Source organism: Cystobacter fuscus, from assembly GCF_044360685.1.
GTDB classification, from domain to species: Bacteria; Myxococcota; Myxococcia; order Myxococcales; family Myxococcaceae; genus Cystobacter; species Cystobacter fuscus_C.
This window is the reverse complement of the sequence record NZ_CP043491.1, coordinates 2910106-2935400: the sequence shown is the minus strand read 5'-3', so window position 1 is coordinate 2935400 and position 25295 is coordinate 2910106. Positions and strand designations below refer to the sequence as shown.

General features: G+C 66.6%; 24 protein-coding genes. 12 read left to right on the top strand and 12 right to left on the bottom strand.

Going from position 1 to position 25295, the window contains the following annotated elements:
• Positions 1-46: 46 nt before the first annotated feature.
• Positions 47-1000, bottom strand: a complete 954-nt coding sequence (locus tag F0U63_RS12160) for a DUF2381 family protein (RefSeq protein ID WP_395846050.1) — start codon at positions 998-1000, stop codon at positions 47-49.
• Positions 1001-1564: 564 nt separating this feature from the next.
• Here F0U63_RS12160 and F0U63_RS12155 point away from each other — a divergent pair.
• The 3 genes from F0U63_RS12155 to F0U63_RS12145 all read left to right on the top strand — a co-directional run bounded on the left by F0U63_RS12155 (position 1565) and on the right by F0U63_RS12145 (position 6626).
• Positions 1565-2353 carry a DUSAM domain-containing protein gene (locus F0U63_RS12155; protein WP_395846049.1) on the top strand — a complete coding sequence of 263 codons (789 nt, stop codon included), beginning with the start codon at positions 1565-1567 and terminating at the stop codon, positions 2351-2353.
• A gap of 289 nt (positions 2354-2642) precedes the next feature.
• Entirely contained in the window at positions 2643-3974 is a 1332-nt protein-coding gene (locus F0U63_RS12150; protein WP_395846048.1) for a DUF4062 domain-containing protein, read from the top strand.
• 744 nt (positions 3975-4718) lie between these two features.
• Positions 4719-6626, top strand: a complete 1908-nt coding sequence (locus tag F0U63_RS12145; protein WP_395846047.1) for an ATP-binding protein — start codon at positions 4719-4721, stop codon at positions 6624-6626.
• Positions 6627-6632: 6 nt separating this feature from the next.
• Here F0U63_RS12145 and F0U63_RS12140 read toward each other — a convergent pair whose 3' ends face one another.
• Positions 6633-8243 carry an adenylate/guanylate cyclase domain-containing protein gene (locus tag F0U63_RS12140; protein ID WP_395846046.1) on the bottom strand — a complete coding sequence of 537 codons (1611 nt, stop codon included), beginning with the start codon at positions 8241-8243 and terminating at the stop codon, positions 6633-6635.
• A 146-nt stretch (positions 8244-8389) separates the two neighbouring features.
• Here F0U63_RS12140 and F0U63_RS12135 point away from each other — a divergent pair, with 146 nt between their 5' ends.
• On the top strand, positions 8390-9067 hold the full coding sequence (locus F0U63_RS12135) for a Crp/Fnr family transcriptional regulator (protein ID WP_395846045.1): 678 nt from the start codon (positions 8390-8392) through the stop codon (positions 9065-9067).
• Positions 9068-9083: 16 nt separating this feature from the next.
• Here F0U63_RS12135 and F0U63_RS12130 read toward each other — a convergent pair whose 3' ends face one another.
• The 3 genes from F0U63_RS12130 to F0U63_RS12120 form a co-directional block, all read right to left on the bottom strand.
• Positions 9084-10403, bottom strand: coding sequence for a M18 family aminopeptidase (locus F0U63_RS12130; protein ID WP_395846044.1), 1320 nt, complete (start codon positions 10401-10403; stop codon positions 9084-9086).
• A gap of 72 nt (positions 10404-10475) precedes the next feature.
• Positions 10476-11879: a hypothetical protein gene (locus tag F0U63_RS12125; protein WP_395846043.1), complete on the bottom strand. Its 1404-nt coding sequence runs from the start codon at positions 11877-11879 to the stop codon at positions 10476-10478.
• A gap of 111 nt (positions 11880-11990) precedes the next feature.
• Positions 11991-13124: an NADH:flavin oxidoreductase/NADH oxidase gene (locus tag F0U63_RS12120; RefSeq protein WP_395846042.1), complete on the bottom strand. Its 1134-nt coding sequence runs from the start codon at positions 13122-13124 to the stop codon at positions 11991-11993.
• Between the two features lie 224 nt (positions 13125-13348).
• On the opposite strand from F0U63_RS12120, the gene radC reads away from it, so the two are divergent.
• From radC to F0U63_RS12090, 6 genes are all read left to right on the top strand, one after another.
• Positions 13349-14119 carry a DNA repair protein RadC gene (gene radC, locus F0U63_RS12115; RefSeq protein WP_395846041.1) on the top strand — a complete coding sequence of 257 codons (771 nt, stop codon included), beginning with the start codon at positions 13349-13351 and terminating at the stop codon, positions 14117-14119.
• Positions 14116-14433, top strand: a complete 318-nt coding sequence (locus F0U63_RS12110; protein ID WP_395846040.1) for a DUF3006 domain-containing protein — start codon at positions 14116-14118, stop codon at positions 14431-14433. The genes radC and F0U63_RS12110 overlap by 4 nt, the downstream gene beginning before the upstream one ends.
• Positions 14434-14435: 2 nt before the next feature.
• Positions 14436-16505 carry a RecQ family ATP-dependent DNA helicase gene (locus F0U63_RS12105; protein WP_395846039.1) on the top strand — a complete coding sequence of 690 codons (2070 nt, stop codon included), beginning with the start codon at positions 14436-14438 and terminating at the stop codon, positions 16503-16505.
• Positions 16506-16865: 360 nt separating this feature from the next.
• Positions 16866-17726 (top strand): hypothetical protein, encoded by an 861-nt coding sequence (locus tag F0U63_RS12100; protein ID WP_395846038.1) that lies wholly within the window; start codon positions 16866-16868, stop codon positions 17724-17726.
• Between the two features lie 3 nt (positions 17727-17729).
• Positions 17730-18185 carry an immunity 26/phosphotriesterase HocA family protein gene (locus tag F0U63_RS12095; RefSeq protein ID WP_395846037.1) on the top strand — a complete coding sequence of 152 codons (456 nt, stop codon included), beginning with the start codon at positions 17730-17732 and terminating at the stop codon, positions 18183-18185.
• Between the two features lie 248 nt (positions 18186-18433).
• Positions 18434-19096 carry a hypothetical protein gene (locus F0U63_RS12090; RefSeq protein ID WP_395846036.1) on the top strand — a complete coding sequence of 221 codons (663 nt, stop codon included), beginning with the start codon at positions 18434-18436 and terminating at the stop codon, positions 19094-19096.
• Between the two features lie 279 nt (positions 19097-19375).
• Here F0U63_RS12090 and F0U63_RS12085 read toward each other — a convergent pair whose 3' ends face one another.
• A complete protein-coding gene (locus F0U63_RS12085) occupies positions 19376-20626 on the bottom strand; it encodes a c-type cytochrome (protein WP_395846035.1) in 1251 nt (416 codons plus the stop codon).
• A 21-nt stretch (positions 20627-20647) separates the two neighbouring features.
• Positions 20648-21373, bottom strand: coding sequence for a hypothetical protein (locus F0U63_RS12080; RefSeq protein ID WP_395846034.1), 726 nt, complete (start codon positions 21371-21373; stop codon positions 20648-20650).
• A 27-nt stretch (positions 21374-21400) separates the two neighbouring features.
• Here F0U63_RS12080 and F0U63_RS12075 point away from each other — a divergent pair, with 27 nt between their 5' ends.
• Together F0U63_RS12075 and F0U63_RS12070 are read left to right on the top strand one after the other, a co-directional pair.
• On the top strand, positions 21401-21859 hold the full coding sequence (locus F0U63_RS12075; protein ID WP_395846033.1) for a GNAT family N-acetyltransferase: 459 nt from the start codon (positions 21401-21403) through the stop codon (positions 21857-21859).
• A gap of 185 nt (positions 21860-22044) precedes the next feature.
• Entirely contained in the window at positions 22045-22194 is a 150-nt protein-coding gene (locus F0U63_RS12070) for a hypothetical protein (protein ID WP_395846032.1), read from the top strand.
• Positions 22195-22293: 99 nt separating this feature from the next.
• Here the strand turns inward: F0U63_RS12070 and F0U63_RS12065 are convergent, their stop codons facing one another.
• The 5 genes from F0U63_RS12065 to F0U63_RS12045 all read right to left on the bottom strand — a co-directional run bounded on the left by F0U63_RS12065 (position 22294) and on the right by F0U63_RS12045 (position 25292).
• Positions 22294-22911 carry a glycoside hydrolase family 19 protein gene (locus tag F0U63_RS12065; RefSeq protein WP_395846031.1) on the bottom strand — a complete coding sequence of 206 codons (618 nt, stop codon included), beginning with the start codon at positions 22909-22911 and terminating at the stop codon, positions 22294-22296.
• Positions 22912-23095: 184 nt separating this feature from the next.
• Positions 23096-23623: a hypothetical protein gene (locus F0U63_RS12060; protein WP_395846030.1), complete on the bottom strand. Its 528-nt coding sequence runs from the start codon at positions 23621-23623 to the stop codon at positions 23096-23098.
• Positions 23624-23693: 70 nt separating this feature from the next.
• Positions 23694-24305 carry a hypothetical protein gene (locus F0U63_RS12055; protein WP_395846029.1) on the bottom strand — a complete coding sequence of 204 codons (612 nt, stop codon included), beginning with the start codon at positions 24303-24305 and terminating at the stop codon, positions 23694-23696.
• Positions 24306-24359: 54 nt separating this feature from the next.
• A complete protein-coding gene (locus F0U63_RS12050) occupies positions 24360-24635 on the bottom strand; it encodes a hypothetical protein (RefSeq protein ID WP_395846028.1) in 276 nt (91 codons plus the stop codon).
• A 39-nt stretch (positions 24636-24674) separates the two neighbouring features.
• The gene (locus F0U63_RS12045; protein ID WP_395846027.1) at positions 24675-25292 is read right to left on the bottom strand and encodes a DUF2589 domain-containing protein; all 618 of its coding nucleotides are present in this window, start codon (positions 25290-25292) and stop codon (positions 24675-24677) included.
• Positions 25293-25295 lie beyond the last annotated feature (3 nt).

Sequence of the window (25295 nt, the reverse complement as noted above, 5' to 3'; positions counted from 1 at the left end):
ACGGAAGGGAGTAGCGGCGCTCTATTCGGCGGCATGAGCAGCGGTATTACTCACGAACAAGCCGACGATCCAGGAGTACGTAGGTGTCCAAGAACCCGTCCTGGCGGTAGATCTCCAGCGCGAGGGTTTTTACGAACCCGTCATCCGCCTTGAAGGCACTCCTGTCCACAACGACGGCCACATTCCCGGATTCGCCAGGAGCAATCTCATCCCGGTCCGCGCGCAATGAAAACGGCCTCGCCTCACCGAAGAGGAAGGGGGCGCGTTGGTCCTCTCCTGGACGGGTGGTTCGGAGGCGAGCCTCTGCCAAACTCCAAGGCTTCGACGAGTGACGGTTCGTCACAGTAAACAGGACCGCCGCTTTCTCCTTGCCCGCGAAGATTCTAACGACCATTTCGGCGCCGTCATCGGTCTTGACGATTCGCTTTCGTCGCTCGATGAACGAGGTTTGGCTGATGGCACCCGTCGTCAGAAGTCTGGCGAGCGCGTCGTCTGCCGTGTCCTCTTTGGAGTGACGGTAAGTTGCCTCCTCGAGCAACCGCTCCCTCTGGCGGGTTTCTTTGAGCTGCGTTTGGAGTGCTTCGCGGGTTTCCGGTTCGATAAAGACGTTCACCTGCTGGTCGGGCCACTCGCCTTCTTTCCTTGTGGCACGCACCAGGGTGAAGGGCACTTCTGTCCCATCCACGAGCCTCACCACCAAAAGAAATCGGTCCTCCGCTTCAAGGGCCTGGAGCGGCACGATGACCACCGATTTCCCGGCGCACGCCACCGGCTCGAAGCGACCTTCCCAGCCCAGGAGCTTCGTTCCCGCCGCATCGCACGGTTGCTGAAACCGGAGGAGGGTTGCCGCGTCCGGGGTCACGTTCAGCCGACGAACCGATTCAATCGGTGGGCCCTGAACATAGGCGCTCCAAACGTTGGGATCGCGTTCCCCGGCCATGGCTACGGACGCCACAAGGACGAGCAACAAGGCAGACCGGGGAGGTAAGAAGTTCCGCATACAGTGGGCCAACTTATCCGATAACCCGAACGAACATCCAGGCCCTTGAGCCTTGGCTCGTCATGGAGACCTGAAAGCCCACCGCTCTAGACTGGATAGCATGAAAAACTTGGTTTCCTGCCTCTTCGTCATTGGGGCCCTGCTGTGGGGGATGCTCGTATCCGGTTGCTCGGCGAGTAGGGCGCACTCCACCAGTTCAGGTGGGACACACTGCACGTCGAAGCGCCCCACACTCCTGGCGCAAGCGGCTACGATGGATTGTCGGCCTGGCGACTCCACCATGACGTGCTGCATCAAGAAGCATCCACAGGACCCGGTAGGCGCTTGTGGGGCCACGCCATCCGAGGTTGATCAGATGCTCCGGGCTGCGCGCGCCGATGCTGACGATGACGACTACTCCAACAACGCTTCGTTGCCCCAGTGGAAGCAAGATTGCATCCGGAAGTACAACAGGTGCCAAGATCGTAGATGGACGGGCAAATGCGACGACTGCCTACGCCGTTGCGAAGGGCAGCATGAATGGCCCCGTGATATGTGCAAACCCCGTGATTAAGGTGGATAGCCATGTCCGATGAAATCAACTGGGACCGCATTCGGAATTTGGCTCAGAGGGTACTGGAGCGTAACGAGCCACTGGAGCTTTCGGATGATGCCCGGGCCCTGTTGCTCAAGAGTGCCCGAGAAGTGGCCATCAGCGATCAGGACGCGGAAGATGCTCTGCGCGGTGTGCCTTCCGCAACGACCCTGCTAAGGGAGATTCGCCAACGCATCCGGGATGGATCGAATCGACTCAGCAAGGCTGAAAACCGGGTGGAGGAGCTTCAAGAGAAAGGGGACTTCAACGGAGCCCTCCACGTCATACGCGACGTGCTCGCCGTGGAGGTTGTCCCCCTCTACCGGGAGCATGCCGAAATCCTGCTCGACGAATTGACCGGGCTTGCGAACGTGTTCGCAACCGGGCGGCTCAATCCGAACCTACACGACCGGCAGCAGCTCGCCGTTCTCGCGCAACGCATCCAGCGGGGTCATGCCCTGGAACTCACCGACGACTTACGCGACCTTCTACGCCAGACCGCCCCCACGGCGGCTATCAGCGAGGCCGAGACGGAAGAGGCCCTAAAGAGCCCGGAAGGCGCCGAGGCCTTGATGGGGATGATCCTCTCTCGTTTCCGGGATGCCCAAAGCCGGTTTCTGCGCTCGATGTACCGGATGACGAGCCTCCGAGATGCGGGAGACCTCGAAGGTGCCCGCCAGCAGATGCGTGACGTGCTCGCCGTGGAGATCGTGCCGCAATACCGGCGGATGGCCGAGGAACAGATAAGGGGCATCGACAGTCCGTTCCCGGGGTCGTAGGCGCTCAAGACCGGGGCAAGTAGCGGGACACAAACCACAGGAGCCCGTATGCCGCTACGTGACTTTTCCCCAAGGAAGCAAAGGAGCCTCGACACACGGCCATTCAACACTCAACCAGCATATCAATGGCAGGGATTACCCAGGAATGATGAGGAGTGCTTTTCGGGGCACACCACACACACAGTGTTGTCGGGGCAAAACTGGCAAACTGACTCCTTGATCGAATGGGTCCAGCCACTCACGCACAAAACAGACCATCACCTCAAGCCCCCCGCCCACCAAGCGCTCAATGAGATCCCTCTCAACTCCTCCCAGAGTCTTCCTGTCTTCGACAATTTACGACTTCTCAGACCTTCGTTCCTCCATCAAATACTGGCTGGAGGAACTTGGGTATGAAGTGGATGCCTCCGAGTTCAATGACTTCCGCAGAGAGCCCGATAAAAATTCTTACGAAGCGTGTTTGAGGGCGATCGACAATGCTCAATACTTCATCCTACTTATCGGCTCTCGGGCAGGCGGGTGGTATGAGGAGTCAACAAAGACAACCATCACCATGATGGAGTATCGACGTGCCTACGAGCGAGCAAAGAGTGGGCCCCTGAAGCTTCTCGTGTTTGTTCGAAAGAGCGTCTGGGATGCAAGGGAGGACAGAAAGGCGCTCTCGCTCCTGCTCAAGAATGAGTATGCCCAAGAGCACAATCTATCTAAAAAAGACATAAGCAGCATCACCTACCACCAGAGTCGAATCCTGACCGATGGCGAAGCGATTTTCTCATTTCTCACGGAGATTGCTCGCACGGATGAGATGAAGGCGGCGGCGAAATCTGGCGGTGCCCTGCCGCCCGCCAACTGGATCCATCAATTCACAAGCTTCCGCGACATCATTGATGCGCTCCATACACATCTCGGAGGCTCCTTGGGGCTCCGACGCGTGGCGCTTGCCGCCAATCTCCAACGCGAATTGGAATCAAACACAGGCAATCTCCTTGAAAAACATAGTAATGGAACAATCAGACCGGCCTATGCGTGGGCGGAGGCTGCTCGCAAACGCTTTATTGGCGGTATCTCGGATGTCAGTTCGTACAAGGCCAAGCATCTAGCTTGGCTTGGCATGTTTGCGCTCGTGGGCTCGAATACAGCAGGACACCTGAGCACGAGGTTTCTCGATGAAGCCCTCGTGTCTGGCGAGTTCCTCGAATTCAACAAATCGATCGGCACATACGCTGTTGGAGTACTCCAGCAGGCGATGATTGACTTGAGAGACAACATTCATCGACTCCAGATGGCAGAAAACGGTCTGGACATCAATGCTCGACTATCTATTCTTGAAAAATCTCGCAACCACAAGGACAACGATCAGATCGTTGAGGTCAACAACCAGCAGTTGGTCTTGATCATGAGTATTTGTGACCGTCAGAAGAATGTTATAGCTCTTTCGGTGGCAATTTCGCGTGCCTTGTCGGGCGATCTGACCCAGCTCCATGGTCTGCCCCTGGCACCTGCGACACCGCTATCTACTGAGGTCGCTGCCATCAATAGTCAGACGCCTTCGTCCTCGGACATCAAAGAATGGATGAACACTGCGTTTCCGCCTACGGATTCTGGGCCTGCCAAGAAATAACGAGGACAAACCGAAGCAGCCGCACGACAAATTATCGCTTAATCGTTTACGGTTCTGGGCCCTCTATTGGGGCCCCCGACACCCTGGTGGCGTTTTCCCTGGGGTCGATATCCAGGGGCCCCCGCTCCCACTGCCCGGTAGCCTTGCGCGCCACGATCCCCACCAGTCGACCGGACCCGGGAAGGTGCCCGCGAGCTGTCCCGCTCCCATCCCCTGCAATGGCGATAGTGGGAGACGGGGGCTTTCCCCGCGTGCTTTCGGGGTCCCAGCAGCGACCGGCGGCGGGTATAGCTGGTTCTGTCGCTACACGCCGTCAATCCACTGTGGACGCAGGGCTCGTTGCATCGCCAGACGAGCCATGGCAGTCCCGGGGCGCTATTGCTCAAAACGCTCCAGGACGGCATCCAAGGCCACACTTGATCTCCCGCTTACTGGCGGAAGGTGGCACCTTGCGCCCAAGACCTCTCCTCTTCTGCGTAACCGTCAAGGCAGCATCCGTCACCCCACCTTGAAAATTGGCGGGGCTAAGTGCCCGAATCTCCGAGCTTTTCAGCAGCGCTCACTGTACCCCCCTCCCGAAAGCAACTCCCGGCGGGAGCCCTACGGAGCCAACGCACCGCGGCAACGTCCGAAGGCAGGTCTGCTCGACCCCTCTCCAGGCGGATTCCCGCTCGTGATAGGACGGAAGACGCGCGCAGCCAACGCGCCGTCCCCGAGGACGTCACCCCCCTCGAGAAGGATCGCATGAGGGCCCTGCTGGTTCCATCCGCGAGCATCGATCTGTCGTCCGTGGAGTTGCTGGTGCGCCAGCTCGGGATGACGCCCACCCGGCGAAGTGACGACGAAGCCGCCATCACCGCCTTCCGCCAGTCCCCCTTTCCCCTGGTGCTCCTGGGGATGGACGACGAGGGAGACCGCATCGTGCTGGTGCGCGCGCTCCGGGCCTCTCCCAACGGGGCCCAGGCCGCCATCGTGCTGGTGGCCCGCCCCGAGCAGCTCGAGGGACTCGCGTCGATGATCGACGCCGGGGTGGACGACTTCCTGGTGCTGCCCCTGGACGAGACGGCGGCGATGCTCCGGCTGCAACTGGCCGAGCGGCGCTCGGCCGAGCGGCCCGCGCCCCTGCCGGACAACTTCGAGCTGGATGGGCTGTGCGCGGTGCTGCTGCGCGAGAGTCCCCTGGCCACCTGCATCACCACGCGCGAGGGCAATGCCTTCGTCGAGGTGAACGAGGCCTTCACGCGGCTGTTCGGCTACTCGCGCGAGGAGATGCTCTGGCGCACGGCGCGCGACCTGGACTTGTGGGAGTCACCCATCGAGCAGGAGCGGCTGGCGGCGCGCATGCGCGAGCAGGGCATGGTGCGCGGAGTGGAGTCGCGCGTGCGCACCAAGAGCGGGGAGCTGCGCGACGTGCTCGTCTACGTGGGCATCGCCGAGTACGCGGGCACGCCGCACATCGTGACGCTGTTCCCGGACGTCACCGAGCGCAAGCTGATGCAGGCGCGGCTGCAACTGGCCGACCGCATGGCGTCGGTGGGCACGCTGGCGGCCGGCGTGGCGCATGAAATCAACAACCCGCTGGCGTACGTGCTGGCCAACCTCGGCTATGCCCATGGCGAGCTGTCGCGGCAGCTCGCGCGGGGAGCGCCCGGGGTGCTCCAGCCCGTGAGCACGGCGCTCGGCGAGGCGCTACATGGGGCCGAGCGGGTGCAGACCATCGTGGGCGATCTCAAGACGTTCTCGCGCGAGTCGACCGCCGAGCAGTTCCACGCGGTGAACGTGCGCAAGGTGCTGGACTCCACGCTCAACCTGGCGGCCGCGGAGATCCGCCACCGGGCGAAGCTGGTGAAGAACTACGGGGAGGACGTGCCTCCGATCCACGGCAACGAGTCGCGCCTGGGCCAGGTGTTCCTCAACCTGCTGGTCAACGCCGTGCAGTCGCTGCCCTCGGATGGGGACGCGGAGCAGCAGGAAATCCGCGTCACCACGCGCCTGGACGCGAGCGGCCAGGTGGCGGTGGAGATCGCCGACACCGGAGCGGGCATCGCCCCGGAGCTGATGGGCCGCATCTTCGATCCCTTCTTCACCACCAAGCCGCCCGGGGTGGGCACGGGCCTGGGCCTGTCCATCTGCCACAACCTCATCACCGCGATGGGCGGGGAGCTGCACGTGTTCAGCGACCTGGGCCGGGGCACCACCTTCCAGGTGCTCATGCCCTCCTCGCGCGAGCCCATCGTGCCCGCGCTGCTCGAGCCCGTGCCGGAGTACAGCGGAGGGCCACGGGGCCGCGTGCTGGTCATCGACGACGAGCCCCTGTTGTGCTCGGCGCTCGAGCGGATTCTGCGGCCGCACCACGACGTGGTGTTCACCACGCTGGCGGCCGAGGTGCTGCCCCGGCTGGAGGCCGGCGAGCGCTTCGATCTCATCCTGTGTGACTTGATGATGCCGCGGATGAACGGGATGGACTTCCACGCGGCGCTGCACCGGCTGCGGCCGGAGCTCACCGGCCGGGTCATCTTCCTCACCGGCGGCGCCTTCACCCCGCAGGCCAAGGCCTTCCTGGAGCGGGTGCCCAACCGCCGGGTGGAGAAGCCCTTCAACGCGCGCACGCTGCTGGAGATCACCCGCGAGGTGCTCACCTCCGCGGGGTGAAGTCCCTCAGGACCACTCGGGCGGCGGGACGTTCCACTCCACCCGGTAGAGCGTGAGGGGCTCCTGCTTGCCCTTCACGAGGGTGGGAGGCAGGGGGGTGACGTTCCAGTCGCGCTCGAGCCAGCGCTCGAAGGTCGCCTGGCTCATGACGACCTGCCCCTCGACCGCCACGGAGCACACCCGGCTGGCGACGTTGGTGGCATCACCGATGGTGGCGTACTGCAGGTACTGCTCGGAGCCGATGTTGCCCGCCGCCACCCGGCCCGTGTTCAGCCCCACGTGGATGCTCAACTCGGGCCAGCCCCGCTCGCGCCAGCGCGCGTTCAGTCCCGCCAGGGCCCGCTGCATCTCCACGGCCGCGCGCACCGCCCGCGTCGCGTCATCCGGATGCGCGAAGGGCGCGCCCCACACCGCCATCAGCGCGTCACCGATGTACTTCTCCAGCGTCCCCTCGTGCCGGAAGACGATGTCCGCCATCACCGGGAAGTAGTCGTTGAGCAGATCCACCACCTGCCGGGGCTCGAGCTTGGAGGAGAGCGCGGTGAAGCCGCTGATGTCCGAGAAGAGCACCGTGACCTCGGTCTCGATCGTCTCCAGGGGCCCGCCCCGGGCCATGCTCAGCTTCTTGAGCGTGGGCGGGGGGAAGAAGCGCGCGTAGGCGTTGCGCATCACGGCCTCTTCGGCCAGCTTCTGCGCCAGCAGCGAGTTGTCCAGCGCGATGGCGGCCTGGTTGGCGAAGGCGGTGAGGAACTCGAGATCCTCCTGGCTGAAGCCGTCGGCGCGCGACAGGTTGTCCACGTACAACACGCCCAGCACCTCGTCGCGGGGCTTGAGCGGGGCGCACATGGACGCCCGGATGGACTGCAACACCACCGAGGCGGCGTCGTTGAGCCGGGGATCCATCCACGCGTCCGAGAAGAGCGCCGCCACGCTGTGGGTGCGCACGTAGTCGACGATGCGCTGGCTGTAGAACACCCCCGCGGGCGCCTCGCCCGTGGACACCCGCGCCACCCGCGGACGCAGCAGGCCCGTGGAGGGATCCACCAGCAGGATGGCCACCCGGTCCACGTCCATGATCTGGAAGACCAGGTCCAGGATGCGCTCGAGCAGCGTCTCGATCTGCCCGGGCGAGGACAGCAACTGGCTCACCTTGAGCAACACCTGGAGCTTCTCGTTGGCCCGGCTCTCGTGCGACGCGCGCTTCACCCGGAGCGCCGAGCCCGAGGAGGACTCGGGGGAGCGCTCGAGCAGCTCGTCCATGGCCGCGGGAGAGAACTGGGTGTGCAGTGGCTGCACCTGCGTGGGCGCCAGCGGCACGCTGCCCACCGGGGCCACCAGCGTGAAGCGCACCTCGCCACACCGGAAGGACTCGCCCTCCTTCAGCTCGCGAGGCGTGAACTTCTCCAGGCGCACCTCGTCCACCAACGTCCCGTTCTTGCTGTCCAGGTCCGTCAGCAGGACCCGCGTCCCCTGGCGCTCGATCCGCGCGTGCTTGCGCGACAGACTCATGTGCAGCACACACAGGGAGCTCTCCTGCGTGCGGCCAATGGTCGTGGCACCCTCCGGCAGGTCGACGACCCGCTCGTCCAGCAGTCCTGGATTCACGATGAGCTGCATGATGAGTGCGGAAGCTTAACACCGGGCTGCTCCCCACCCGACAAGCACCTCCCATCCCCCTGGTCTGCTCCACCCGCTCCAGGCAAGATGAGCCTCACCGGGTGGACGAATCCGGCTCACGCCCACATTCCGGACCGCGTACCTCTATGTCCTACACGGAACTCCTCTCGCAGGTTCCCCTCTTTTCCTCCCTGGAGCCGGGAGACCTGGAGCAGCTGTCCGCCCGGCTCCGGCCCCGACGGCTGGGCGCCGGGGAGGTCCTCTTCCACCGGGGTGACATGGGCACGGACCTGTACGTCATCCACGAGGGCGAGGTGACCATCCGCCTGAGCGCGGCGGACGGCAAGGAGGTCTCCCTGGCGCTGTTGGGCCGGGGGGACGCCTTCGGCGAGCTGGCACTGCTCGACGACGCCCCCCGCTCCACGGACGCCGTGGCGCGCAAGGACACGGAGCTGTTGAGTCTCCAACGAGAGGCCTTCCGGCAGTTCCTCCAGGAGCGGCCCCAGGTGATGCCCAAGCTGCTGGCCGAACTGAGCCAGTTGGTGCGGCGGGTCACCCGGGCGGTGCACGACGCGAACTTCCTGGATGCGCGGGCCCGGCTGGCGCGCGTGCTGTTGGATCTGGCCCAGAGCCGGGGCAAGCCCGGCGCCCAGGGGGTGGCCATCTCCCGGCTGACCCAGAGCGAGCTGGCCAACCTGTGCGGCCTCACGCGCGAGAGCACCAACCGGTGGCTGCGCTTCTACGCGCGCGAGGGGCTGCTCACCTATGAGGACGGCGTCATCACCCTGTTGGACCCCGAGGACCTGAGCATCAACGCGGAATGAGTCCGGGGCCCCGGGCTCAGCGCGAGTAGTGCTGGCGCAGCACGGAGATCATCGCCGCCACGTCCGCCGCGGCGGCCATCTCACGGATGGAGTGCATGGAGAGCATGGGGCTGCCCACGTCCACGGTGCGGATGCCCAGCTCGCCCGCGGAGATGGGACCGATGGTGCTGCCACAGCCCAGGTCCGTGCGCGTGACGAAGTTCTGCGGCACCACGCCCGCCTCCCGGCAGCACAGCGCGAACCACGCCCACGTCTCGCCGTCGGTGGCGTAGGACTGGTTGACGTTGGACTTGATGACGGGTCCCCCGCCCAGGAGCGGCTGGTGCTTGGGCTCGTGCATGGACGCGTAGTTGGGGTGCACCGCGTGCGCCATGTCCGCCGACACCAGGAAGGAGTGGCGCATGGCGCGGTGGAACGCATCCCGCCGTCCATCCGAGAGCGCATGGGTGATGCGCTCGAGCAAGTCCTTCAAGAAGGGGGACGCGGCGCCCTGGGCGCTCACGCTGCCGCACTCCTCGTGATCATAGAGGACGACGCCCCGGGTGGCCGCCCCCGGTGACTCCAGGGCGAGCAGCGCGGACAGGCCCGCGTGGCTGCTGGCCAGGTTGTCCAGGCGCGGCGCATGGAGGAACTCGCCGAACGCGCCCGAGCGGGTGGAGGGCTGCGTGTCGTAGAGGCACAAGTCATAGCCGAGGATGTCCCCCGCGCTGGCCTGGATGGAGTGGCGCGCCAGCTCCTCGACGAGCAGCGCCTTCAAGTCCACCGCCCCCGAGCGCTCCAGGGCGAGCACCGGCACCAGGTGCTCCTGGGCGTTGAGCTTGAGGCCGTCGGTGTTGACGGAGCGGTTGAGGTGGATGGCGAGGTTGGGGATGCGCAAGAGCGGACGGCGGAAGTCCACCAGGTGGTGCGCGAGCTTGCCGTCCCGGGCCGTCACCACGCGGCCGGCGAGCGACAGGTCCCGGTCCATCCACGTGCTGAAGAGCACGCCGCCATACACCTCCACGCCGAGCTGGTGGTAGCCGGCACGTCCCGCCTGGGGCTGGGGCTTGACGCGCAGGTTGGGCGAGTCGGTGTGGGCGCCCACGAGACGGAAGCCCGCGCGGTCCACGGGCGTCTGACCCAGGTGGAAGGCGGCGATGCTGGTATCGCCCCGGGTGACGAAGAACTTGTCACCGGGCTTCAAGTCCCAGGGCTCGCGCTCGTCCAGGGCACGGTAGCCCTGGGCGGTGAGACGGCGGCTCGCCTCGGCCACGGCGTGGTAGGGCGTGGGCGAGGCATCGATGAAGGCCAGCAGATCCTGGGCGGCGGCGTCGGTAGCGGAGGCGGAAGCGGTCATCCCCTCCAGGCTAGCGCCTCGGCTGGGCCCCGCCAGGAGAAACGCGGGGCCCGGGCCCGGGCCCGGGAGTGGTTACCTGCCAGACGAGGTGGCGCGCCCGTCCCCCGCCGGCTCCACCCCCTGGAGCACGGCCGGCGGCGAGGCGGAGACCTCGCCCACGTAGAAGATGCCGTGGTAGCCCTGGGCATTGAGGCCACCGAAGAGCTGGACGAAGTAGCGGTCTCCATTGTCCTGGCCGCGGGCGGGCTTCACGCCACAGTCCAGCTTCTGCTCCGGCCCCACGGCGCAGATCCACGCCGTGCCGCTCTTGTAGGCCACGTCCAGCGAGTACACGCCACGCCGCTCCCGCGCGACGCGCAGCCCCATGGGCTGGTAGTCCCGGTTCCAGGGCAGGCCCTGGACCTGGCGCGGGTGCAGGTTGCCACTCACCACCAGCAGCGCCCGCCCGGGCGACGCGGCGGCCACCTCCAGCACCCTCCGGGCCATGGCCTCCTCGCGCGCCTCGCCCTCCAGGGGTGGACGGTCATAGGCGAAGAGACGTACGTCCAGTCCCTGGGCGCGCAGCTTGCGCAGGGCCTCGAGGAGGTAGACCACGGCCTCGCTGTTGCGGCCGTCCGGGTAGGGGCTGCGCCAGAAGGGGCTCTCCATCAGCTTCCGCCAGTCCGCCTCCCCTCCTTCGCTGGCGAGGAACGCCTCCAGCCGCTCCTGGTTGCCAACGGGCACCTCCACCCCCACCGTCACGGGAATGCCCTGGGTGGTCACCTGGCACGCGCTCTGGGCGACGAAGTGGGGCACCTGCTGCGTGCCATGCACCTCGCCCAGCAGCACCACGTTGCCGGCCCGCGCCAGCCGGCCCAGTCCGAGGATGGGGATGCCACACTCCACCATCGCGTCCTTCATCACCTCCACGTCGGGGCTGTCACTGGACGTCTTCTTCTCGCGAGCGATCGCCGGGGAGATCTTCCGGAAGATCTTCCACTCCAGGACGAGGTCGCGCGCGCTCTGCTGGGATTCACCCACGAGCACGACGGCCTCATCCGACTGCTGCTGCGCCAGCATGGCGGCCATGGGGCTGCCAATGCCCGAGGGGTTGTCACGGGTCCGCCCGTCCACGACCCAGAGCAGTTCGCTGCCCGGCGCCTTCAGGGCCTTGTTGACGCTGCGCGATTCGCGGGTGATGACGAGCTTGCAACGGTGGGGCCCCTCGGGCTGCGCGGTGACCAGATAGCGGTGCCAGTAGGCCGACACCCGCGAGCCCGCGAACTCCTCGCGCCACTCCGTCACCAGCGAGGCCCCCCCTGGCACCTCCCGGAAGGCGAACCCGTTGGCCCGGAACCAGGTACGCACCTGGGGCCACACCTCGTCGATGGGCTGCGTGTAGATGGCCTCCTCGTCGGGGGCGAAGTCCACGAAGCGCGACGTGCATCCCGACACCACCACGAGCAGCAACAACCAGCCCCATGCGCTTCGTCTCATGTCAGGACGTCCTCCCGGCGTGCCAGGAGAGCCGGCACACGTCCCCGCCAGTATGCCCTGGTGGAGACGTGGCCGGTATGGCCCCCCGGGAGGAGGGCTGGCGCGGGAGGACTAGCGCTGGTGCTTCAGGCGCGAGCGCTCCCGGTTCTGCAGCCAGAAGCCCGACTGGACGGGCCAGTCCGTGAAGTCGAGCGGATCCGCCCCCAGCGCGCGCCGGGCCCGCTGGGCCCACTGGGAGTCGGCGAGCGCCTCGCGGGCCAGCGCCACGAGGTCCGCCCTGCCCTCCGCCACGATCGCCTCCGCCTGCGCCGGCTCGGTGATGGCGCCCACCGCCAGGGTGGTCAGACCCGTCTCCTTGCGCACGCGCTCGGCGTGGCCCACCTGGTAGCCCGGGCCCACCGGGCCGTTGTAGCGGTTGGCGATCCCCGCCGACGAACAGTCGAGCACGTCGACCCCCCGGGCCTTGAGTTCCCGGGCGAAGACCACCGTGTCCTCGATGCTCCAGCCTCCCTCCACGCCATCGATCGCGGACACCCGGACGAAGACGGGCTTGTCCTGGGGCCACACCGCGCGGACGATCTCCACGAGCTCGAGCGGGAAGCGCATCCGGTTCTCCCGGCTGCCGCCGTAGCGGTCCGTGCGCTGGTTGGAGAGGGGCGAGAGGAACTCGTTGAGCAGGTAGCCATGCGCGAAGTGCAACTCGACGATGTCGAAGCCGGCCCGCAGGGCGCGCTGCGCGGCGGAGCGCCAGGCCCCGCGCAGCCGCTCGAGCCCCTGCTCCGTGAGCGCCTCGGGCACGTGCCAGCCCTCCGCGTGGGGCAGCGCACTGGGCGCCACCGTCTGCCAGGGGCCTTCCTTCTCCCCGCGCGCCGCCACGTCGGCCTGGGTCAGGGGACCATCGCCCTGCCAGGGGCGCTGCGCCGAGGCCTTGCGCCCCGCGTGGGCGAGCTGGATCGCGGGCACCGCGCCCTGGGCCTTGAGCAGGGCCGCGATGCGGGCGAGCGCCGCCTCCTGCTCGTCATTCCACAGGCCCACGTCGCCGTGGGTGATGCGGCCCTCGGGGGAGACGCCCGTGGCCTCCACGAACACGATGCCAAAGCCGCCCAACGCGAAGCGGCCCAGGTGGGTGAGGTGGTAGTCGCTCGCGACTCCGTCCACCGCCGAGTACTGGCACATGGGCGAGACCACGGTGCGGTTGCGGGCCTGGACTCCGCGCAAGGTGATGGGCTCGAAGAGTTTCGACATGGAAGAAGCGCTCCTGCACGGCGCGCCAGCGGCGGCCGGGTATCGAGAAGGTAGGACCCGCGACGGATGCGTGAGGCGAGCAGGGGTTTCGCACCACGCGCGCCCGCATCCATCCCGGAGACGAGCCACTCACACGAAGACGAGACGGCGGCCCGCCTCCCCTCCACTGGAGCAGCCTCCGGCACGCGCGTTGCTCAATGCCCGGCACGCGGAGGGAGGGCGGGATGGAACGGCGGGCGGTGTTGGCGGCGGTGGGGCGGGAGGTCTCCGCGGGGGAGGGGTCGGTGAGGGACAGGCCCGGGGAAGCGGATGATTCCCGGGAGCGTCTCTTCCGGTTGGGGGCGACGGCCCTCACCGACCCGGAACTCCTGGGCGTGTTGTTGGGAGGGGGAGCGCGCATGCGAGCGCTGGCCGAGAGGCTGCTCGCCACGAAGGGGGGACTCAAGGCGCTGGTGCAGCAGGAGCCTCGGGAGCTGAGCGCGCGGCCCGGAATGGGCGCGGCGCGCACGGCCCAGGTGCTGGCGGCGCTGGAGTGGGGACGCCGGGCGCAGCGCGCCTCCGAGCGCCGGCCGCGCCTGCGCACGCCGAGGGAAATCTCCACGTACCTGGCGCCGCACCTGAGCGCGCTGCGGCGCGAGGTCTTCCACGTGCTGTGCTTCAACGCGCGCAACGTGCTGCTGCTGGACGCCCGGGTGGCCGAGGGCACCATCAACGCATGCATGGTGGACCCGCGCGAGGTGTTCGCCGCGGCCATCACCTCGCGCGCCACGGCCATCGTGCTGGCGCACAACCATCCCTCGGGAGATCCGGAGCCCTCCGGACAGGACCTGAGCCTCACCGCCCAGCTCATCGAGGCGGGCCGGGTGCTGGGCATCAAGGTGCTGGACCACGTGGTGATTGGGGATGGGAGCTACACCTCGCTGGTGGAGCGGGGGGAGCTGCCACGGGTGGGCGGGGAGAGGACGTCATGGGGCATCGCGGGAGAGCGTGGATGAGGCTCATGGGAGTGATGAGTGGGGTGGCGTGTGGCTCGCCGGAAGGGGTGGTCCAGGTGGAGGTGTTGGAGGACGAGGTAGCGCAGGTCGTCCCGGTGGGGGGCGGCGAGGCGCGGGTGGTGCCACGGGCCACGCTGCCCCGGGATATCCGGGAAGGAGACGTGGTGCGCGAGGGCCTCAAGGACGTGGAGTTGGGAGCGCGGCTCGCGCGGGAGGTGGCCGAGTGGCGGGCCCGTCTGGCCGTCAGCGTACCTGACGGGCTGGACCTGGACTCAGGAGCCCCTGAGTCGTTGACGGGGCGGAAGGAATATTGAAGATGCGACGGATGCCGGTGGACCTGCCCCATTTCGAGCAAGCCCAGGAGGGATTGGTCCGCCATTTCGGGCTGGCCGAGTTCCGCCCGGGGCAGGCGCAGGTCATCAGCTCCGTGCTCAGCGGGCGCAACACGGTGGTGGTGATGCCCACGGGGGCGGGCAAGAGCCTGTGCTACCAGCTCCCGGCGATGCTGCTGCCCGGGGTGACGCTCGTCATCTCCCCGCTCATCGCGCTGATGAAGGATCAGGTGGAGCAGCTCACCGCGCGAGGCATCCCCGCCACCTTCATCAACTCGTCGCTGTCGGACATGGACCGGGCCGACCGCATCCGGCGCCTGCGCGCGGGCGAGTACAAGCTCGTCTACGTGGCGCCCGAGCGCTTTCGCAGCCCGAGCTTCCTGGACGCGCTGGCCCAGGTGGGGGTGGACCTGCTCGCGGTGGACGAGGCGCACTGCATCTCGCAGTGGGGCCATGACTTCCGGCCGGACTACGCGCAGCTGGGCCAGGTGCGCAAGCGCCTGCGGCCGCCGCGCACGGTGGCGCTCACGGCCACGGCCACGCCGGAGGTGCGCGACGACATCGTGCGCTCGTTGTTGATGAAGGACCCGCAGGTGTTCGCCGAGGGCTTCGACCGGCCCAACCTCTTCCTGGAGGTGTTCGACGTCGGCGGAGACGAGGACAAGCGCCGGGCGTGCGCGGGGCTGGCGAATCTGGGGGGCAGCGGCATCATCTACTGCTCCACGCGCAAGTCGGCGGAGAACACGCACTCGGCGCTGTGCGAGCGGAAGGTGAACGCCATCCTCTACCACGCGGGCATGGACGACGACGCGCGGCGCCGGGCGCAGGACGAGTTCATGTCCGGCAAGGACGTGGTGGCGGTGGCCACCAACGCCTTCGGCATGGGCATCGACAAGCCGGACATCCGCTTCGTGGCGCACGCGAACATCCCCAAAGCGGTGGAAGCGTACTACCAGGAGATCGGCCGAGCGGGTCGGGACCGGGGCCCCGCCTTCGCCGCGCTGCTCTTCAACCACGCGGACGTGTACACGCAGGAGCGGCTCATCGAGGGCAACCACCCCTCGGAGGCCGTCATCTCGGATTTGTGGAACGTGCTGCGCGAGGTGCCCGAGTACGACAAGGGCCAGCACGTGCTGGCGGCCCAGACGGGGGCGAGTGAGTTCGAGATCTCCGCCGCGCTGCGCATCCTGGAGCGCGAGGGGAAAGTGGAGCGCGGCAGCCGGGGCGAGGGCGAGTATGGCATTACGCTCACGGACAAGGCGCCCACGACCCAGCCGCATGCGCCGGACGCGCGGCGGCTGCTCGCCTCGTTCCTGGAGACGTTTCCCGTGGGGCGATCGGCCACCACGCAACTGCCCATCCTCGCGCGGCGCACGGGCCTGTCCTCGGAGGACATCCAGCACGCGCTCAAGCTGTTGGAGCGCGCGGGGGCGGTGAAGGTGCGCCGGCCCTTCTCCGGGCGGACCATCCGCGCGCTGGAGCAGGTGCCCTTTCGCGAGCTGGGGGTGGACCTGAGCAAGGTGCGCGAGCAGGAGCGGCGCTCGCTGATGCACCTCAAGAAGATGACGGACTACGCGTACACGAAGCGTTGCCGCCGCGCCTTCATCCTCGAGTACTTCGGGCAGCAGGACGTGGACGCCACGTGCGGCAACTGTGACCGGTGCGCGGGCAGCCGGCTGCAGCGGCTGGAGGGAATGGCGCGCTCGTCCACCGCGCCCCGGGCCACGCCGACGCTCGCGCCGGGCCGGCCCGAGGGCTACAGCGAGCTGGCCGCCACGGAGCTACGGCGCTGGCGCAAGGAGCTCGCGAAAGACTTGCAGGTGCCTCCCTTCATCATCTTCAACGACGAGACGCTGCGGGGACTCGCCGCGGCGCTGCCCATCGAGCGCGAGGCGTTCCTCGCGGTGAAGGGCACGGGAGAGAGCCGCTGGGAGCGCTTCGGCGTGAAGGTGGTGGAGATCTGCCTCATGGCGCGCGCCGCGGGCCACGAGCCCATCGCCGTGGCCCCCACCCCGCCTCGCGTCCGCAAGGGCTCCCGGAGTTCACGCTCCTGACAAAGGTGGGGTTCTGAGCCCCAACGTGGAGGCGGCGGGAAGCGAAGCCGCCAATCCGAACTCCGGCGAGCGCGATCCAACCGGTAAAACCACCATGGGGCCTTTACCCCAGTGCCTCATGTTGACAGGAACGCACGCCCTGCCTGTAGGCCCGAACGCACCCGGGCAGGAACCAGTACCCGGAGGCGCTACATGTCGCGAGGGTGGGTGATGCTGCTGTGCATAGTGGTGTTGGGATGTAGCGGCACGGGTCCGAGCCTCCGTAGTACCCCGGAGCCGCCCCAACGCTGTGTCTATATCCCTCGCCCTGACGGTGCTGTCGGCGCACGGAAGGAGGCGGTGACTGCCCCGCATGCGGGGATGCGGGTGGTGCTGGTGGCGGCGACGGCGGGTGCTGCTCCCGTGGAGCCGTTCACCCGTCTCTCGGCACCTCCCCTGGAGGGGCTGTCCGGCGAGGGCCTGGGAGATGGCGTCCCCCGCGGTCTGCTCCGGCTCGTGCACGAGGGCCGCCCGGGTGCGGAGGTCGGGGCAGGCGGCGCAGCGGGAGAGGTGCTGGTGCTGGGAGGCGCGGTGGTGGCGGCGGTCGGCAGTGGCCTGCTGGTGTGCCTGACGGCCAGGGCGGCCGCGGATGGGGAGAAGACTCCCATCGACATCGCGGACGAGTACTACGGTACGCATTTCGGCGATGTGAAGGGCTGGGTCCAAGGTCAATACCCGACCCAGGCTCCTCCTGGCGCTGCGCCCAAGCCAGAGCCCGACAAGAGTGACAAGAAACGGCTGGGGCGCATCTACGTCACCTACACGAAATTCAACAAGACAACCCACCGATTCTACGCGGGGCGGACCAGCATGGTCGTTGTTCGCACCCAATCTCTCGCACTTCAAGCGATAGCGGCCGTTCTCCTTCGCGATAAAAATCATCACACGGATGAGAACGCCGAGCCGGAGAACGCCGCGTTCGCCGATGCGGAAGTGGATAGGTTCGATGTTGGGAGCGCCATTGACTATGGCCAGAGATATGATGACGTCGCGTATTGGAGGATTCGCGGGAGAGAGCAGCAGTTGATTGACTCCTTGGGAGGTGCCCGCTCCGACACCGGAGAGCCCTACCGCACTGAGAATGCCGTACGCGGCGTGGCAAAGGACAATCCGCGAGGTCGACGGTTTGACGAAGCCGCCACGGAGTTGTGGGGCTCACTTCACCCTTACACGGGATATTAGCAGATGCCGCGCCTCTACAAGTCCGGGTCGTTCTTGAGAATTCCCCTCGCAGACGGATCCTTTGGCTACGGCCGAGTGCTGAACAGGCCGCATGATGCCTATTACGATTATAGGACCGACACTCCGGATTCAGACCTGGACCGGATTGCCTCCATGCCCATCCTCTTCAAGATTGCTGTCCGCCATATGGATCAGAGAGGGTGGGAAGTCATCGGGTGGAGGAAACTGGAAGAACAGTTCTCTCAACCCATCGTTCAGTTCATGCAGGACCGGGGGAACTTCCGCGACTGCTTGATCTTCGACACCGCCGGCAATGAGAGAAGTGCGGAACCGCAAGAGTGCATCGGGCTTGAGCGCGCCTCTGTTTGGGAAGAGGTGGGGGTGGAGGAACGCCTTCTCGACACCTTCATGGGACGGCCCAACGCCACTGTGGAGCGGCACAAGGTCCGCCTGAAGTAGGGAAACCTCCTGTGAGCCTGCCCCGGTTCAGTGACCCTCCCGCACATTGTGTGCTCGCCGGTCATGCGGCGATCAACGCTCGTTGGAGCGGCAGGCGTCCCAATGCGCGGAGCACATAAAGTGCGGGAGAGCCACACAACCGGGATAAGCACAGTCGCCAAGGGGCTGGTGGAACATGGGTTGCCCCCGACTCCGGCCACCGTCCGTCCGGTGACGGCTGGGCCATCGAACGACCGCGGGGCGCCGAAATGAGCCATCTGGCCACCGTCCTCGACCGGCCGGCGATGGGACCGGAATGGAAGTCGTGGCTGACGTATGAGCTGGCCCTGCGCGGGGTGCAGCTCGGTACGGATGGCACCTTGGAAGAGAATGGTACCCTCATCGGCTTCTTCCGGTTCCTGGAAGCAGAGGAGTGCGAGACCCTGCTCCGAGCGGCGAACGTCGAAGTGCGCGCACGCGACTGTCCCTGGGGTGGCCCTGTCCGAGGCGCACTCGGGTGGGACAGCGCCGGCTCCGTGGAGGACCTGCTGCGCTCCTTCCTCCCCGCGCTCATCCGGCTGAGCCGAGGGCCTCTCGTCCGGACTGAGGATGGCGCCCACTACGAGCCCTTGCGACGGATGCCGTTCTCCCTGGACAACCTCACCGGCAAGTTTGGCTTCGAGGATGGAGACGCATTCCTCGGCGACGTGTCCGACCACCTGGAGTACGCGCGTCGGGAAGCCGAGGCGGCACTGGCGCGTGCGGGGCTCGAAGCCCAGGTCTCGGTGCTCGAGACGGCGCACAACCCCCTGCGCATCTGGGGGCCCGTGACCCGGAACGGGAAGGAAGTCTCCGAGAAGGTGCTCCGCGAGCATTCCATGACTCTATGGGCTTTTGACTGGAACTGCCTCAGGGACGTCACGTTCTGGTAGGTCCTGAGAAGGTGTCAAAGGACTCGTTCCGACATCTCGTCTCCTACGAATCGTCTGACACCTTCTCCGGTTCCCCGGAGAAGGTGTCAAAGGACTCGTTCCGACATCTCGCCTCCTACGAATCGTCTGACACCTTCTCCGGCCCAACGCCACTGCGGAGCGACACAAGGTCCGCCTGAAGTAGAGGAACCTCCTAACGTGCGGGAGAACCACACAACCGGGGTTCTTGGGGCTGGTAGTGGGCGCAGCGACCGCGCCGAACACCGAGAGCGCCCACGCCTACTCGGGGGCACCCTGCTCGATCCAGGTATGGATCAGATCGATCTCCTCGTTGGGAATGGGCGGGAAGCCCAGGGGCATGCCCATCACCGCCGAGTCGTAGTGCCCGTCCAGTTCGGAGTGACGGGCGAGGAGGCTGGCGATCAGCCGGGGCGTCCCGTCCTCCAGCCGATCCGGGAACCCGCGGAACTGGCCATCGCGCTTGATGCCACGGAGGATGCCCTCCCGCGTGGCGAGATCGAGCAAGACGCCGTTGTAGCCAAACCCGCCTGTGTTGCCTGGACCCTGGTCTCCCGGCCGGTTCCTGTCGGAGTGGCAGTGAAAGCAGAGGTGGCGCGAGAGCTTTTGCGCGACCTCCGGGTAATGCACCTCGCGCTCGAGCAGCCGTGGTTTGTACGCGGGACGCGGCACGGCAACAGGCTCGGGCAGCGGCTCACTCAGGAAGGCCACCAGATCCTCGATCTCCTTCGGAGTGAATGCAAAGGAGGGCATCTCGGTATCGGGGAGGAGCCGTTGCGGCTCGGCCAGCCAGCTCCGCAGCTGAGAGAGCGACATGCGGCTGCGCACATACCGCAGATCAGGGGCTTGCCTCCGGGCCGAGAGGCTGCGGAACTCCGGAGCACCGTAGCGCAGGTCCGCGAGCGGAGAGTCTCCGCGGTAGTGACACCTCGCGCACTGGCTCTTCTCGTAGAGCGCTCGCCCGGCCACCGCATCACCTCGCGGGGGCTCCCCGGACTCCTCCTCGGTCACCGCGAAGAAGTCGGCGATGAGCGCGGCCTCCCGCGGACCGATCTTCAGCTTGGGCATGGTGGCCCCATAGAGGGGCCTCACCACATGCGGCGCCTGGAGCCAATCCATGAGCCAGCTTCGCTTGACCCGCTGGCCGAGCGAGCCAAGGTCCGGGGTCCGCACCAGGTGCGTGAGGTGCTGCTTCCACTGCTCGACGTGCTCCTCCTGATACCAGAGATCGAGCCGCCCGTCGGTGATGGCCTGGTGGCAGGTGACACAGTTCTCGCTCAGGGGCGCCGACATCGGCTCGATGCCGGGCACCACGTGGCACCGATTGCACTGGAAGTGCTCCACGGCGTCCCGCGGCCCCTCGATCGAGCGCTTCGTGGGCGCGAGGATGCTCGTGGGCAGGCGCAGGGCCAGCACATCGGCATCGCGGGCCAGCACGAAGCCGCCACCGGCCGTCACCAGCAGAAGCACGGTGCCGGCCAGGTAAGCGAGCGAGAGGGAGCGAGCGGCCATGAGGGAGTTTCCGGACGCGGCTCAGTCGTACGCGTCGTCGTCGAAGACGATGCCCGAGCGCGCACAGAGGGCGGGGAGAACCACCGACTCACGGGCCAGATCCACCCCTCCCGCCAGAAGCATCGACGTGCTCACCAGCGTCGCGAGGGCGATCGTCCTATTGCCGTCAAACAACTTCTGGTCCCACGTCTGGAAGAGCACGGCCTGCAGGACGAAGACCACCGCGGGACTGGCCATCAACACCCAGAGCATCGAGCGGTTCGTCAAACACGCGGACAGCTTGTTCGCGCTGAGATTGAGGAGGGGACCACCGGCTGTGACCGTGGCCAACAGCAGGACCAGACACGCGCCGACGAGCAGGAAGAAGAACCGGCGGACCCATGGCGCTCCGGCCGGTGACTCGGTGGCGGGGCCCCACACGTTCGCGATGACCACGCGGTTCAAGAACACCGCGCCCATGGTCCAGAGAACCATGTCGAGCCAGACGGTTTTCGAGGTGAAGACAGCGCTGGAGTCCATCGAGTTGCCGCAGGCCAGTGCATGCAACGGCCAGAGGGCCGAGGCGAACAGCACGACAAGGACGAGGGCGCGGGAAGACATCGCCCAAGGATAGCACGTGCCCCTTGCTGCTGGAATCGCCCCTGCCGCCCGAGGCAGGCAGGAGCCGGCCAAGGAGCGCACGCCCGCGGCAACTCGGGCGAGGAGGCGAACGAGAACGCGCTGAAGATTGCGCTGCAACTGGCGCACGCGTGGTAGTTTGCCTAGATGGGGGTCATGGCCCCCGTCACCTTTCGCATCGCCACCGCCGCCGACCTTCCCTCCATCCTCGCGCTACTCGCGGATGACGCGATCGCGCGCTCACGCACGGGCTACGTCGCGGAGCCGACCCCGAGCGTGCACGCCGCCTTCGACGAGATTGCCGCCAACCCGAACAACGAGCTCGTCGTCGGAGAGCGCTCGGGCGAGGTCATCGCCACGCTCCAGCTCACGTACATCCCCGGCCTGAGCCAGGGCGGGATGCGCCGCGCGCTGGTGGAGGCGGTGCGCGTGCGCTCGGACCTACGGGGCCAGCGCATCGGTGAGCAACTGATGGAGGATGCGATGACCCGCGCCCGGGCCCGTGGCTGCGGGATGATTCAACTCACCACCGACAAGCGCCGCACCGACGCCCACCGTTTCTACGCACGGCTGGGCTTCGAGGCGAGCCACGAAGGCATGAAGCGCGCGCTTTGAGCCCGCGCTTCCATGCGTGCTCGTGCCCACCAGTCGGGCCTCGCACCGCTGCGGGTCTCGCGCGAGTCCCTCGTTTCGAGTCCTTTGACACCATCTCTGGCGAAGGAGCCCAAGCGGCTCGCCACGCCCTCTGCGGACGGCAAGCCCGAGCCGGTACGCATATGGGGGCCCACCACGAAATGAGCGTGGGCGGCGTTTCCTTCCGCTTCTTTCAGGGCCGGGCGCTCGATTCGCGCGCGTACCCCTCCGGAGGCGCTGGCATGGTGGGCAGCGCGGGTGAGCTGCTGAAGTTCCTGGAGGCGGTGCGCACGGGAGGCGCGCCCTTGTCGGTGTAGCGCAGGGGGTGAAGCCGCTCCGGTCCGCCTGGGCGGCCACCGCCTCGCTCAGGTTATCGGATGGCTGGTGTGCTCATCACGGGTCCTGGAGCTGTGCAATCACGCGAGGGCTTCCTGCGCCTTCACAAAGTACTGGCCACGCTCGACAATGCCGTTGAGGCCGCCGTTCACCTTGAGAGTGATCGCCTTGACCATCGAGAGGTCTCCCTCGTCCGCGAGCTGATTGCAGCGGTTCTCACTCCAGAAGGCAGCGGCGATGAGTGCGCTCACCTCATGTCGCAGGGCGAGTTCGGGATTGTTGAGGATGTCATGCCCGATCAGCGCGCTGTACTTCGTGTAGTTGTCGCGGCCCGTGATCTGGATGAAGCCGCGCCCACGGTACTTGAAGCCGTCCCCGGGCTCGGTGTTGCCGAGGCGCCCCTGGTACACCACCTCGGCGATCCGCTCGGGCTTCCTCGCGCACTCGATGGCGAACTGCGGGGTGAAGCGCTTGGGCCAGACCTTGCACAGGCCATCGGCGCTGTAGCTCAGGTTCTCCTCCACGGGGCGGAAGCCTGACTCGTGCGCGAGTTGCGCGAGGAAGTGAGCGGCGCGGCGTTGGGTGTTGATCTCGAACTTCGTGGCCGCCGCCTGAAGGTGTTGCGCGACGAGGTCGGCCTCCTTGAGCTTCTCGCTTTCGGAATCCACCAGGAAACGGAGCACTTGCGCGGTAATCATTGAGGTGTCCTTCACGAGGAATGAAAACCCGCCGGAGCGGATGTGTGTTGGAGACCTGGAACAGGGCCCGTTGTGAATCAGGACGGTTCCGCCTGGCGGCGCCGGTTCCCCAAACGAACGGCCGCCGGACCCAGAAGCAGGATCCGGCGGCCGTGTGTGCCCACGCAATGCTCCTGCAGGGCGATCAGGGAGTCTTGGTCTTCGGCGCTGGAGCCTGCTTGAGCCTGGTCAGCGTGAACTCCTCGACCTTCTTGGCGTTGGTGGCATCCGGGTACTCGTACCGAGCCTTGAGCTCCGCCGGTCCCACGCAGTCGATGACGAGCTGGGCATTCAGGAGCCTGACGCACAAGCCCCCGTTGGGCTCAGTCATCGTCAGATAGTATCGATTCTCGTCCTCTCCCGAGTACGAGAGCGGCAGTCGGCAGCTGCGCGGAGGCGTGAAACGGATGACGCCCGAGCGAGCTTTGTCCGTGTCCTTCTCCAGGGAGGTGATGTCCAGGAACACGGGGTAGAGGCGTTGCTGGCCGGTGGTGCTGTCCTTCTCCTTGATGACGCCCTCCCAGTTGCCGACGATGCAGCTGGCATCACCGGCCCAGACGGGTACGGCGAACAGGCAGAGCGCGACGCCCGCGGCCAGCGCCAGCCTGGCGTTGGCGCGCAGAACCCTCTCCAGGTGCTGATTGAACAGATTGAACAGATTGAACAGGTGCATTCTTTTCTTTCTCCTTTTGATGATGCGGGTTGACGGCAGCTTGGGTGAAGCAGGTTGAAAAGGATTCAGCTCAACTCGAGCCTTCGGGGAAGGTGTCCCGCAGACGCCTGGCGTCCTCTTCCGAGAGCCTGAGGCGGATGACTGCGCGGCGGAACAGGAAGGACGGATAGAGGAACCCGAGAAGGCGCTGGAAGAAGGAGCGTGGAGTCCTCCCGGAACCATCCCCCGGCCATCCGTCGAGCCGCTTCAGCGGCGCGCCATCCAGCAACGCCTCGCCGCCCCCGGGTTGGGGTCCCGCCAGGGTGATGCGCAGCCGCCGCAACTCCCGCCCGGGTTTCCTCGAGTACCTGTGGATGAGCAGGCTCACCCTCTTGAGCCCTCCAGGGTAGCGCTTGCGCTCCGTTTCGATCTCCACGCCGACCTCGAGGGTAAAACCCGTCACCCGCGGCTGGACCAGACGCCGCAGGCTGAGCAGCGGCAGCGTCAGGGTCTCGGATTCAGTGGCGCCCGGCAGCATGGCCGGGACATGGATCCTCCAACTCCGCGCGCTCCGCGCACCACCCTCTTCCGCCTCGGCCATGCGCTCCAACAGGAGCCGATACCGTTCGGCCGCCGAGCGCTGCGCGTGGCCCACCGAGGTCTGGAGGGTCCTCAAGAAGGAATCAAATGAATGGGTAGGCATGTGCCTCTCCGCTGGCCGCCCTCCGCCCGCCCGGAGCGCAGGGCAGCCGCTGGGTCAAGACTGCCCCTCCTTCGATGGCTCGAGCCAGAACGGCCTTCGCGAGAAGCCCACGTGGTAGATCATCGCCTGCAGCACCACCTGGTGCTCGCCGATATTGAGAAGACTGAACGTCTTCTCGATTCCGACGATGCGGCCCTTGGGTGAGTCGGACAAGCACCGGTTCAGCAGCGCGGTGGATGCCCGGATCTCATCTTCCCGCTGGAGCTGCTCGGGATTGATGCTGCCAACAACGATTCGGTGCACGTAGCCAACATCAGTCAGGTCGAACATGGGCGGCTCGAGTCATCGGATTGCGAGTTCAGGCGTGGACTAGGCGGCGGCCGCCGCGGGGGTCGCGGTGACAGTCTTCGGCGCGATGGCGGAGTTCATGATGTCCAGCACGCGTGCCAGGCCCTCCGGCATACCGTCATCGGAGGCATGGATCGCCACGTGGTACTTGGCGGACTGGTCGCTCGAGCGGGTGTTCTCCTTGTGCGACGCGACGGAGCCCGCGATGCTCACCTTGGCGCTGACGGGCCCCCAGCCACCCGAGACCTCGGCGCTCAGCGAGGCCTCCGCGCTGAGCGAATCCTTGCTGGTCTCCGAGCTCTTCACCTCCATGTCGAAGGTGACGTCCACCGTCTTGATGGAGAGCGAGGGGACCTTGACGATCGCCAGCAACGGCACATCCAGCGTCACGTCCTCGGTGGGAGCGGAGCCGTCCTGCCGGGGAGCACCACCCGTGGGCCGGGTGAACTTGAACGTCGCGGTGCGGACGGCGCCGTAGTCCTTTCCCTTCTCGGTGGGCGGAAGGAAACCCACCACCTTGATGAAATCCGCCGTGGCGTTCGCCATGCGCACCTGGGCGTCGCATGCCGCCATCAGCGGCCCGCCGATGAGATCTCCCATCGGAAGGCCCTTGAAACTGTCAGCCACCCTCTCAGCCATGTG

What these genes read in the sequence shown, in the direction of transcription:
- F0U63_RS12160 (WP_395846050.1), bottom strand. Translation starts at nt 1,000, where the DNA reads ATGCGGAACTTCTTACCTCCCCGGTCTGCCTTGTTGCTCGTCCTTGTG.
- F0U63_RS12155 (WP_395846049.1), top strand. Translation starts at nt 1,565, where the DNA reads ATGTCCGATGAAATCAACTGGGACCGCATTCGGAATTTGGCTCAGAGG.
- F0U63_RS12150 (WP_395846048.1), top strand. Translation starts at nt 2,643, where the DNA reads ATGAGATCCCTCTCAACTCCTCCCAGAGTCTTCCTGTCTTCGACAATT.
- F0U63_RS12145 (WP_395846047.1), top strand. Translation starts at nt 4,719, where the DNA reads ATGAGGGCCCTGCTGGTTCCATCCGCGAGCATCGATCTGTCGTCCGTG.
- F0U63_RS12140 (WP_395846046.1), bottom strand. Translation starts at nt 8,243, where the DNA reads ATGCAGCTCATCGTGAATCCAGGACTGCTGGACGAGCGGGTCGTCGAC.
- F0U63_RS12135 (WP_395846045.1), top strand. Translation starts at nt 8,390, where the DNA reads ATGTCCTACACGGAACTCCTCTCGCAGGTTCCCCTCTTTTCCTCCCTG.
- F0U63_RS12130 (WP_395846044.1), bottom strand. Translation starts at nt 10,403, where the DNA reads ATGACCGCTTCCGCCTCCGCTACCGACGCCGCCGCCCAGGATCTGCTG.
- F0U63_RS12125 (WP_395846043.1), bottom strand. Translation starts at nt 11,879, where the DNA reads ATGAGACGAAGCGCATGGGGCTGGTTGTTGCTGCTCGTGGTGGTGTCG.
- F0U63_RS12120 (WP_395846042.1), bottom strand. Translation starts at nt 13,124, where the DNA reads ATGTCGAAACTCTTCGAGCCCATCACCTTGCGCGGAGTCCAGGCCCGC.
- radC (WP_395846041.1), top strand. Translation starts at nt 13,349, where the DNA reads ATGGAACGGCGGGCGGTGTTGGCGGCGGTGGGGCGGGAGGTCTCCGCG.
- F0U63_RS12110 (WP_395846040.1), top strand. Translation starts at nt 14,116, where the DNA reads ATGAGGCTCATGGGAGTGATGAGTGGGGTGGCGTGTGGCTCGCCGGAA.
- F0U63_RS12105 (WP_395846039.1), top strand. Translation starts at nt 14,436, where the DNA reads ATGCGACGGATGCCGGTGGACCTGCCCCATTTCGAGCAAGCCCAGGAG.
- F0U63_RS12100 (WP_395846038.1), top strand. Translation starts at nt 16,866, where the DNA reads ATGCGGGTGGTGCTGGTGGCGGCGACGGCGGGTGCTGCTCCCGTGGAG.
- F0U63_RS12095 (WP_395846037.1), top strand. Translation starts at nt 17,730, where the DNA reads ATGCCGCGCCTCTACAAGTCCGGGTCGTTCTTGAGAATTCCCCTCGCA.
- F0U63_RS12090 (WP_395846036.1), top strand. Translation starts at nt 18,434, where the DNA reads ATGAGCCATCTGGCCACCGTCCTCGACCGGCCGGCGATGGGACCGGAA.
- F0U63_RS12085 (WP_395846035.1), bottom strand. Translation starts at nt 20,626, where the DNA reads ATGGCCGCTCGCTCCCTCTCGCTCGCTTACCTGGCCGGCACCGTGCTT.
- F0U63_RS12075 (WP_395846033.1), top strand. Translation starts at nt 21,401, where the DNA reads ATGGCCCCCGTCACCTTTCGCATCGCCACCGCCGCCGACCTTCCCTCC.
- F0U63_RS12065 (WP_395846031.1), bottom strand. Translation starts at nt 22,911, where the DNA reads ATGATTACCGCGCAAGTGCTCCGTTTCCTGGTGGATTCCGAAAGCGAG.
- F0U63_RS12060 (WP_395846030.1), bottom strand. Translation starts at nt 23,623, where the DNA reads ATGCACCTGTTCAATCTGTTCAATCTGTTCAATCAGCACCTGGAGAGG.
- F0U63_RS12055 (WP_395846029.1), bottom strand. Translation starts at nt 24,305, where the DNA reads ATGCCTACCCATTCATTTGATTCCTTCTTGAGGACCCTCCAGACCTCG.
- F0U63_RS12050 (WP_395846028.1), bottom strand. Translation starts at nt 24,635, where the DNA reads ATGTTCGACCTGACTGATGTTGGCTACGTGCACCGAATCGTTGTTGGC.
- F0U63_RS12045 (WP_395846027.1), bottom strand. Translation starts at nt 25,292, where the DNA reads ATGGCTGAGAGGGTGGCTGACAGTTTCAAGGGCCTTCCGATGGGAGAT.